This window comes from Candidatus Magnetaquiglobus sp. (assembly GCF_058402785.1).
In genome coordinates this window covers 79,039-89,121 of the sequence record NZ_JBZVFG010000012.1, presented here as the reverse complement: position 1 = coordinate 89,121, position 10,083 = coordinate 79,039, and the positions used below count along the sequence as shown (strand labels likewise).

General features: G+C 64.0%; 7 protein-coding genes. 3 read left to right on the top strand and 4 right to left on the bottom strand.

The window, feature by feature from the left end:
- Positions 1 to 71: 71 nt before the first annotated feature.
- Positions 72 to 1,040 (bottom strand): radical SAM/SPASM domain-containing protein, encoded by a 969-nt coding sequence (locus tag ACV4UY_RS06380; protein WP_491606781.1) that lies wholly within the window; start codon positions 1,038 to 1,040, stop codon positions 72 to 74.
- A gap of 63 nt (positions 1,041 to 1,103) precedes the next feature.
- Positions 1,104 to 1,295: a hypothetical protein gene (locus ACV4UY_RS06375; RefSeq protein ID WP_491606780.1), complete on the bottom strand. Its 192-nt coding sequence runs from the start codon at positions 1,293 to 1,295 to the stop codon at positions 1,104 to 1,106.
- 259 nt (positions 1,296 to 1,554) lie between these two features.
- Here ACV4UY_RS06375 and argJ point away from each other — a divergent pair, with 259 nt between their 5' ends.
- The 3 genes from argJ to ACV4UY_RS06360 are packed head-to-tail and all read left to right on the top strand — an operon-like array spanning position 1,555 to position 7,917.
- Positions 1,555 to 2,781 carry a bifunctional glutamate N-acetyltransferase/amino-acid acetyltransferase ArgJ gene (gene argJ, locus ACV4UY_RS06370; protein ID WP_491606779.1) on the top strand — a complete coding sequence of 409 codons (1,227 nt, stop codon included), beginning with the start codon at positions 1,555 to 1,557 and terminating at the stop codon, positions 2,779 to 2,781.
- A complete protein-coding gene (gene yrfG / locus ACV4UY_RS06365) occupies positions 2,778 to 3,461 on the top strand; it encodes a GMP/IMP nucleotidase (RefSeq protein WP_491606778.1) in 684 nt (227 codons plus the stop codon). Before argJ ends, yrfG begins: the two co-directional genes overlap by 4 nt.
- A gap of 4 nt (positions 3,462 to 3,465) precedes the next feature.
- Positions 3,466 to 7,917 carry a response regulator gene (locus tag ACV4UY_RS06360; protein WP_491606777.1) on the top strand — a complete coding sequence of 1,484 codons (4,452 nt, stop codon included), beginning with the start codon at positions 3,466 to 3,468 and terminating at the stop codon, positions 7,915 to 7,917.
- A gap of 13 nt (positions 7,918 to 7,930) precedes the next feature.
- Here the strand turns inward: ACV4UY_RS06360 and ACV4UY_RS06355 are convergent, their stop codons facing one another.
- Positions 7,931 to 8,629: a response regulator transcription factor gene (locus ACV4UY_RS06355; protein ID WP_491606776.1), complete on the bottom strand. Its 699-nt coding sequence runs from the start codon at positions 8,627 to 8,629 to the stop codon at positions 7,931 to 7,933.
- Positions 8,626 to 10,059 carry a sensor histidine kinase gene (locus ACV4UY_RS06350; RefSeq protein ID WP_491606775.1) on the bottom strand — a complete coding sequence of 478 codons (1,434 nt, stop codon included), beginning with the start codon at positions 10,057 to 10,059 and terminating at the stop codon, positions 8,626 to 8,628. Before ACV4UY_RS06350 ends, ACV4UY_RS06355 begins: the two co-directional genes overlap by 4 nt.
- Between the last annotated feature and the right edge of the window lie 24 nt (positions 10,060 to 10,083).

Here is a 10,083-nt window from a genome sequence, read left to right as displayed (position 1 = left end):
CCTGTTCGAGGATGGCCAGTCGGATCGGAGTCATCGCCGCTCCTGTTCGAGGATGGCCAGTCGGATCGGAGTCATCGCCGCTCCTGTTCGAGGATGACCGCATCGCGCCATTCCTGGAGAATCTCCCAGGTGTGCCCCCGGTTGTCACACCTGGCGCAAGTCTCCGGATAGCGTGCCCGATGGCCGTCCAACAGGGCCAGGCGCACGTCGTGATAGGCCGGCGCGTTCCAGATCTCCTGAATCGACTGCTCCGCCACGTTGCCCATGACCTTGGCGAAAAGCAGATCGTCGCTGCAAAGTGCCACCCGTCCGTCCGGTGCGATGGTCATCATTTCGAAGGGGCGCAGACAGATGCGCGTGATGGGATCGGACAGGGGCTCGCGATTGGGCGCGGTTCCGGCCCGGCTGCCCAACTGTTCGTCTCGAGCGCGTCTGGTGATGAGAATCCTGGTGAAATAGCGCGTGCCGTCGAAGTGTCCCTTGAAACGACGCATATGTTGCAAGGCGTCGCTCAACGCGCGCAGGTTGTCGCGTTTGGGTGGGCCGGACGGGTCATCCTCCGCCAGATACTGGTTGATGTAGAGCATGTCCAGTCCGGCATCGAAAAGTTGATGGACCTTGGGCAGGGTCAGGTTCAGGCCGTTGGTCTTGATCTCCATGTAGGCGTTGGGCAGAGCCTTGCGCGCCTGGGCGAGCCGGGAGAAAATCAACGGATCGATGAGGGGTTCGTTGTTGTTGTACAACGACAGACGATTGGCGAATTTCAGTTCGGCAAGTTCGGCGATGATCTTGTCGAACAGCACGGGCTCCATGCGCAGATCCGGCCTGGGATCGGTGCGGGCCGCGGCCAGACAGAACGAACAGGAACCGTTGCAGCGCGAACGGGTCTCCACATGGATGATCCGGGGAAGCGGCACGCTGCCGAGACGGGCCAAAGCACGCATCTGACCGGTGATCGTGCCGAGGGATGCCTCACTGGATGCCGCTTCCGGATCGACGGAGCCTCTGCCCAGGATTTTATTGAGAATTGCGCGGATCATGTTGGCACGCTCGAAAGCTGCACGGCAACCCGCCCCATCCGGATCGCGTTGGTTCCAGAGGAGTCACGAGACGGAACGGTGACCACCCAAACCGGAACGGGAGGAGGCGATCAACGCCCGCCAGCTCAACGGCAACGCACCGAACCGACGACCCAGGCCATCGATGCCGTCCGGGCAGCGCCATTCGGTGATCTCCTCATACTCCGGCTCCATGTCGCCGCTCCAGTCGCGCCGGGGAGGAATGCGGATTGTCATGTATTGTCCCATGGTGCAAGGTTCCCTATAATCGTCAAGGATTCGTGAAAACGAGTCGCCTTGCCGGAAGCAAAATTCAATGATCATGCCAGATCGGCGAACTTGCCCGATGGGGGGAGAACCCCCGACCGTGGACCTCCCTTGCGGGCGTTCCACGGCAAGGAACCGCGTGAACGTGCGGATGCAAAAAAACTCCCGCACGCATGAAACCTTCCCGCGGGTCTGTGACGAATCAACCGCATTCCAAGGAGTCCCAGCCATGGCCGTTTCGCCCCCTCCGATCCCCCACTTTCTGCCGCCCCTGGCCGGATTCCGTCTGGCCGTCGCCTCCTGCGGCATCAAAAATGGCCGTCGTGAACGGGATGACCTGCTCCTGGTGGAGATGGCCCCGGAGACCACGGTCGCGGGGCTGTTCACCCGCAACCGCGTCCAGGCGGCACCGGTGGTGCTCAGTCGGCAGAGGCTCGCATGGGGACGGGCGCGGGGATTGCTGGTCAACTCCGGCAACGCCAACGCCGTCACGGGCGAAGCGGGCATGCGTGCCGCGCTGGAAACCTCCGCGCTGGCCGCGCAGCTCATCGGCGCCGGCGAACACGAACTCTTCGTGGCCTCCACCGGCGTGATCGGGACCCCCCTGCCGGTGGAACGAATCGTTTCGGAGATGCCGGGCATGGTCGATTCCCTGGCCGCGGGCGGATGGGAGCGGGCCGCGCGCGCCATCATGACCACCGACACCTTTCCCAAACTGGCCAGTCGCGAATGCCGGATCGGCGCCGAAAGCGTCCGGATCATCGGCATGACCAAGGGCGCGGGGATGATCCGGCCCGACATGGCCACCATGCTCGCCTTCCTGTTCACCGATGCCGACATCGCCTCCGCTCCCCTGCGCACCCTGCTCAACCGGGCCGTGGCGGGCAGTTTCAACGCCATCAGCGTGGATGGGGATCAATCCACCAACGACACCATGCTGCTGTTCGCCTCCGGACGGGCCGGCAACGGGCGGGTGGAGTCGGCGGACGATCCGCGTCTGGCCGAATTCGCCCAGGCGATCAACGCGGTCTGTCGGGAGTTGGCCCAGGCCATCGTCCGGGATGGTGAGGGAGCCTCCAAATTCGTCACCCTCACCGTGAGCGGCGCCGCCGCCGACGCCGAGGCCAAACAGGTGGCCATGGCCATCGCCAACAGCCCTCTGGTCAAGACCGCCCTGGCCGGCAGCGATCCGAACTGGGGACGCATCCTGGCCGCGGCGGGCTACGCCGGGGTTGGCTTCGATCCCGGCACCCTCTCCTTGTGGCTCGGCGAGGTGCTGGTGGTGGAACGGGGCCAGCTGGCCAAAACCTACGAGGAGGCGCGCGGGGCCGCGGTGATGGCCGCCGCCGAGATCACCATCCGTCTCGACCTCGGCGGCGGAGCCGGAACCAGCACGGTCTGGACCTGCGATCTGACCCACGACTACATCACCATCAACGCGGATTATCGCACGTGATCAACCTGGCGCGCGTGCCCTGGTCCGAGGTCCGCTGCGTGCTTCTGGACATGGACGGCACGCTGCTGGATCTGAAATTCGACGATGTGTTTTTTCGACAGGTCGTTCCCAAGGCCTTCGCGAAAAAAAACGGCCTGACCTTCGAGGAGGCGTATGCGCGGGTGTTCGCCGCCTACTCGGAAAATCAGGAGACGCTCGCCTGGTACGATCTGGATTACTGGTCGGATCGGTTGGGGCTCGACATCCCGCTCCTGAAAGAGGAGGTGGCCCATCTGATTCGTGTCCATCCGCATGTATTGCCGTTTCTGGAGGCGGTGCGCGCCTCGGGACGACCGGCCCATCTGGTCACCAACGCCCACGGCCATTCGCTGCGCATGAAACTGGCCCGCACCCCGATCGGCGCCTGGCTGGACTCGGCCATCACCAGCCACGAGATCGGCTGGGCCAAGGAACAGCCCCCCTTCTGGCCCTTGTTGCAAGCCCGCCTGGATTTCGATCCAGCCACCACCCTGCTGGTGGACGACGCAGAATCGGTGCTTGCGGCAGCCGCCGGTTTCGGCATCGCCCATCTGCGTCAGGCGCTCAACCCCAGCTCCGGCGCGCCACCCAAGCCGTCGGGGCGTTTCCCGGCCCTGATGGATTTCCGGGATCTCGGTTTCCCTCCGCGCGACCAGGAGTGACCCCATGCCCGATTCGTTGCCCGCGAACGCCCGGTTTGGACCACCCTTCCAGGACCCCACGGCGGCGGACCGTGCCCTGACCCTGCTCAAACAGTGCCACAAGCTGGTGCGGCGCGAAAAAAGCGAAGTGGTGATGCTCTCCCGTGCCTGTGACCTGCTGGTCGAGGAGGGCGGATACCGTTTCGCCTGGTGCGGCCTGGTGGCGGATGACGCGGATCGAACCATCACCCCGGTGGCCCATGCGCGTCTCGATGCCGAACGGTTGCAGACGTTCCGACGCATCTGGCTCGAAACCGGCAGCCGTCAGGAGCCCGCCCGCGCCGCCATCCGCGGCAATGCGACGGCGACGCTCAACAACCTGCTCGACGATCCGCGGGCCGGCGTGTGGCGCGAGCAGGCCGAAGACCATGGCTATGCCTCGGCCCTGGCGGTTCCACTCAAGGATGGAGAACATCTGTTCGGGGTGTTGAACCTCTATGCCGCCGATCCCTGGGCCTTTGAACCGGCAGAGATCGAGCTTGTCTCGGAATTGGCCGATGCCCTGGCTTTCGGCGTGCTGGCCGCCCATGAATCCAAACGGCGCAGAAAGGCGGAACGGGAGTTGAGCCGGCATCGGCAACTGCTCGAGGAGCAGGTGGCCAAACGTACACGAGTCCTGAACACCGTGGCTGCCATCGCCCAACGGTTGCTGTTTCACGGCGGCTGGCGCCAGAACATGGATGTGGTGCTGGCCGACCTGGGCCGGGCGGCGAATGTAAGCCGGGCCTACATCTTCCGGACCCTGGGCCTGGAAGGGGAGCTGTTCGGCTGGATCCACGAATGGTGCGCGCCGGGGATTCTGCCGGAAATGGATCCGGATGACGACCAGGATGTGGATCCGGAACGGTTCGGACTCTCCCGGTGGCGCCAACGGCTCGCCAGGGGGGAACACCTCTCCGGACGAACCTGCGATTTTGCCGAACCGGAGCGGAGTTTTCTCTCCGAACGCGGAATCCTGTCGATCGCGGTGATGCCGATTCTGGTGCATGAGCGGTTGTGGGGCGTGATGGGTTTCGAGGATTGCCGCCGGGAGCGCACCTGGAGTTCGGGCGAGATCGACGCCATGCAACTGGCCGCCAACACCCTGGATGCCGCGATCCGCAAGGATCGGCTCATGGAAGAGAAGCGCGCCGACGAGGCGCTGATCCGCAAACTCTCCGCAGCGGTGGAGCAGAGTCCGAACATCGTGTTGATCACCGATGCCGAGGGACGGATCGAATACGTCAATCCGCGCTTCACCCAGATCACCGGTTACCCCGCCCACGAGGCGCTGGGGGGCACGCCGCTGATCTTGCAGGACCAGTCGCGCTCCGAGCGTGATTGCGACCTGATGTGGCAAACCCTGCACGAAGGGCTGGCGTGGCGCGAAGAGATCCAGAGCCAGCGCAAGGATGGGTCGCTCTACTGGGTGCAGGCGTCGCTTTCGCCCCTGGTGGATGGCGAGGGACGGGTGACCCATTTCGTCTGCATCCAGGAGGATGTCACCCACCGCAAGGAGTCGGAGTTGCGACTGCGCGAGGCCTTCGACAAACTCGCCAAAAGCGAAAACCGCATGCAGGCGATTCTCGACAACATGCCGAGCCTGGTCTGTCTGAAGGATCGGGCCGGACGGTATCTGCTGGCCAACCGCCTCTTTTCCGAGACCTTCGGACTCGACCCCAAGCAGATCATCGGGCGTGGCGACATGGAGTTGTTCCCGGAGGATGTGGCCCAGGGGTTCATCGAGTCGGATCGCACCGTGTTGCAGCGCGGGGTTCAGGCTGATGTGGACATGATCATCCCCCTGGCCGGCGACAAACGGATCTTCCATACGGTGCGCTTTCCGGTGGTGGCCGACGAGAGCGGTCACTTCTCCATCTGCGGCATCGCCACGGACATCACCGAACGTCGCATCGCCCAGGCGCGTCTGCTGCGCTCCAAACAGGCTCAGGACATCCTCAACGGTCTGCTCTTTTCGGCCATGGAGACCACCTCGTTCTTGCGGGATTTCATCCGCGAGGCCCTGACGCGGATTCTCTCCGCGCCGTGGTTCATGCCGGAAGGCAAGGGGGCGATCTATCTGTTCGGGGCCGCCGAGAACGGCGGGGATGTGATCTGCCAGATCGGACTGCCCGAAGAGGGGAACGAAGAACGGGTCGGCAAGGCGCTCCTCGAGACCGCCTGGGGGGTGCAAACCCCCGGCATCGTCTTCATCCGCGCCCACGATTGGCCCGGCGGGGCGATTCCCGGCGTGCCCGGGCAGTGGGGATACTATTCGGCACCGCTTTCACCCGGCGGCCTGATCAAGGGGGTGATCCAGATCTTTTTGCCCCCCACCCACGGCTGCAACAAGGATGAGGAGGATTTTCTGGCCACGGTGCGCAACACCCTGGCCAGCATCGTGGAGAAAAAAATCGTCGATCGGCAGTTGATCCTGGCCAAGGAGAAGGCCGAATCCGCCAGTCATGCCAAAAGCACCTTCCTGGCCAACATGAGCCACGAGGTGCGCACGCCCATGAACGGGGTGATCGGCATGCTGGCGCTCCTGTCCAAAACCCGCATGAATCCGATCCAGAAACAGTACCTCTCCATCGCCCTGCAATCCGCCGAACTGCAACTGAATGTGATCAACGACATCCTCGACTTCTCCAAGATCGAGGCGGGCAGGCTGGTGCTGGAACAGGTGCCGTTCGACCCGCGCGAACTGGTGGACAACGTTGGCGCCATGCTCAGCGGCGCGGCCCACGGCAAGGGTCTGGAGCTGATGATCCATTTCTCCTGGCGCATCCCCTCGGAGTTGATCGGCGATCCGGTGCGGCTGCGTCAGGTGCTGATCAACCTGACCGGCAACGCCATCAAGTTCACCTTGAACGGTGAGGTGGTGATCCGCGCGGATCTGGTCCGGGAGACCGATGACAAGGCGCGCATCTGTTTTTATGTCCTGGATACCGGCATCGGCATCTCGGATCAGGCGCGTGACCGACTGTTTCAACCCTTCGTACAGGCCGACGACTCCACCACGCGCCGTTTCGGTGGCACGGGCCTGGGATTGGTGATCGCCCGGCAGATCGTCGAGGCGATGGGTGGGGTGATCGGTCTGGCCAGCCAACCGGAGGGGGGATCGCTGTTCTGGTTCGAAGTGGAGTTTTCCAGGCCGCCGGGCGCCCTGAGCGTGCCGCCGCCGGACCTCTGCGGCAAAAGAGTGCTGGTGATCGACGATTGTTTGACCAATCGAATGATCTTCCAGAACTATTTCCAGTCCTGGCAGGTCGGGTGCGATGGCGTGTCCAGTGGCGAGGAGGGACTGGCGATGGTGCGGGCCGCGTCGAACTCCCCGGCTGGGGCGTATGACGTGGTGATCGTGGATATGCGCATGCCGGGCTTGGACGGTTTGGAGGTGGCGCGGATGGTGCGCGCAGAGGGGTCGGTTCCGAGGCCCAAGGTGATGCTGCTGAGCTGTGGCGTCCATTTGGAAGAGTCGGTGTTGAGCGAAGCCGGGGTGGGTGCGTTCGTGATGAAGCCGGTCGGCCCCCGACGTTTGGCGCGTGCCCTGGAGTTGCTGTTCAAGCCGGAGGCGGCGGGAGGCGGCGAAACGCCGGACGGGGCGACCAACCGACCGGAGGGGCTGCTTCTGGGCAAGGTTCTGCTGGTGGAGGATACCTTCGTCAACCAGCAGGTGGCGGCGAGCATGTTGAAACAGATGGGGTTCGAGGTGGAGATCGCCCGGGATGGCGAAGAGGGGGTGGCACGGGCCATGGCCGGTCGTCCGGATTTGATTTTGATGGACATGCAGATGCCGGGCATGGATGGTCTGGAGGCGACGCGGCGCATCCGTGAATGGGAAGCGCGACTCGGGACCGGGGAGCCGATGCCGATCATCGCCATGACGGCCAATGCGTTGAGCGGCGATCGGGAGCGGTGTCTGGAGGCCGGGATGAACGACTATCTGGCCAAGCCGGTGTTGTGGGACGCGTTGTTGAACAAGTTGTCCCAGTGGTTGCCCCATTGGGGTCTGGAGACGGCCCCTCCCGAACCGGAGGTCCGGTCCGAGGTCGAAGAGGCGGGTGGAATGCCAGCATTGGATCCGGATGTCCTGGAGCGGTTCTGGATGGCCATGAAAGAGGTGCCTGGGACTTTCACGCTGGTGATCGAGGAGTTTCTGGCGAGCACGCCGGGATTGCTGGAACGCATCGAACGGGCGGGTGTGAAAAACGAGGACAAGGTGGTACGCGGCGCGGCGCATGCGTTGAAGTCGAACAGCGCCACGGTGGGCGCGATGGCGCTCTCGGAGTTGTGCGCGGTGATCGAGAAGGCGGCCCGGGTCGGCGACACCCTGCCGGCGGTGCGGCTCCATTCGGCGGCGGTGCATGCCTTTCAGTCCGCCGTGCCGGAGTTGATCCGGGCGTTGGCGCGAGAGGCGGGAGGATCGTGCGTTTGAGGTACGGGCGCCCTCAATTGACCAGCCGCAGCGACGCCGGAAAGGCGTACCCGACCCCGTAGACCACCTTGACCGGCACATCCGTGCCCGTGGCCTCGCTGATCTTGCGCCGCAGTCGCCGCACCACCGCATCCAGATTGCGCTCGTCGGCGGTCTTGGGCGCGCGACCGATGGATTGGACCAGCTGCTCCCTCTGGCAGACGTTCCCCTTGCTCTCGGCCAACGCGATCAGAAAGGCCATCTCCGTGCTGGTCAGACGCACCGCCAGACCGTTCGGGGCCACCAGCGACCAGTCGCCGCGATCCAGCAACCATTCGCTCACCACCAGCCCCTCCACGACCACGGCGGTGGAGACGCGACGCAACACGCTGCGCAAGGTGGCATCGATCTCGCGCAAGGTGGACCGTTTGACCAGATAGGCATCGGCTCCGGATTCCAGTCCCCGGACGCGCGCTTCCGGCTCGCCAAAGGCGGTCAGCACCACGATGCCGCACTGTGGGGAGTGTTCCCGGATCCGCTCCACCAACCCGAGGCCATCCCCATCCGGCAAGCCGATGTCCACGATCGCGACATCGAACCGCGTCTGTTCCAGAATGGCGCGCGATTCGGCCAGCGTGGCGGCTCCGGTCACCCGATACCCCTTGGCGGTCAAATAGTCCTCCAGATCGCCGCGCAACGAAAGTTCATCCTCCACCACCAGCACTTGGATCATGTTGCCCCCACCCTGTTCCCTCCGACGACCGGCAAGGAAAGCGTCACCACCGCGCCCCCACCCTCACGATTGGCCACCCGCAAAACTCCCGCATGACGTTGCATGATCAACCAGACGATATGCAACCCCAAACCCCGACCAGGGATCGCCTCGACATTCGAGCCGCGATAAAACCGTTTCCCCACCCGGCTCCGTTCCTCTTCCGGAAAGCCGATGCCGCGATCCAGGATCATGATCACCACCTGCTGCCGGTCCACGGTCAGCACGATCGAGATCGCCTGGTCATCCGGGGTGTACTTGACGGCATTGTTGAGCACGTTCACCAGGGCCATGACGATCAGGTCGTGATCGCCGGAAAACCGCAACGGTTGGGAATCGATCCGTTCCATATGCACCGAGTCGGTCAGATTCAGCATCTCCACCGCTTCCCGCGTCACCTCGCCGGCATCCAGCTCGCGCATGGCGAGGTTTTCCAGGCAGGCCCGTTCGGCATCCAGAAGATCACCGGTGAGACGCGACAGGCGCCGCACCGCGGAGCGGATCGCATCCAACCGTTTGGCGGCGGTCTCCGGCACGCTCTGAATCATCTCCGCCGAGCGGTCGATGATGGCCAGCGGGGTGCCGATCTCGTGGCCGAGAACCTGAAGGAAGCGACGTCGCTCCTCGCGCAACTCCAGGTGTTCGGCCAGGGCGGCGGAGACCTCCTCCTGCAACCGACCACGCAATCGCACCTCTTCTCTCAGCTCCAGATTCCGCTCGTGCAGGTTGCGCGACAACCGCTCGCCCACCATGACCAACAGGCAGAAAAAAAGAAAATTGCTCCCCAGACAGAGCAGAAAATAGAACCATGCCTGCTGCTGGGAGTAGAACGTGGCCTCGGTGAACGGTTCCGTGGCCACCTGGTGGAAGCGCAGACCGACCGTGATCATCATGACCGCCAGACAGGACAGGGTCACGCCGCGCAACAGCCGGGTCTGCTGCCGGTCGGAGAGCATCAGCCAGGTCATCCACCCCAAAAGCAGCATGCTGATGATCGAAGAAACGATGGCGCGGATCTGGACGCTGTGGGGCTCCGGGATATACAGTTGCGCCAGGGGCCAGAAGATCAGGCTGAACAGCGCCACGCTCCAGGGAAGCCAGCGTGCCCCCGAACGTCCCAGCAGTTGCGCCATCCCCTCGGCGGCCATGGCCGTGGAGAGGTTGAACAGGGTGTTGCGCACCGTGACCAGAAGCAGGCTCTTGACCGGCAGCATGTAAACCGCGATGCCGAACACCAGGAATCCGGAAGCCGTGGTGGCCAGCCCCCGAATGTTGCGATGGGCGTTCCAGATCGTCAGGGCGATGATGCCATCCAGGGCCGTGATGGCCATCAGGAAGGCCACGGCGGTTGGCAGATCGAGCGATGCGATGCCGGCCTCGTCGGTGAACATCGTCGTGAATCCGTTTCCATGGCA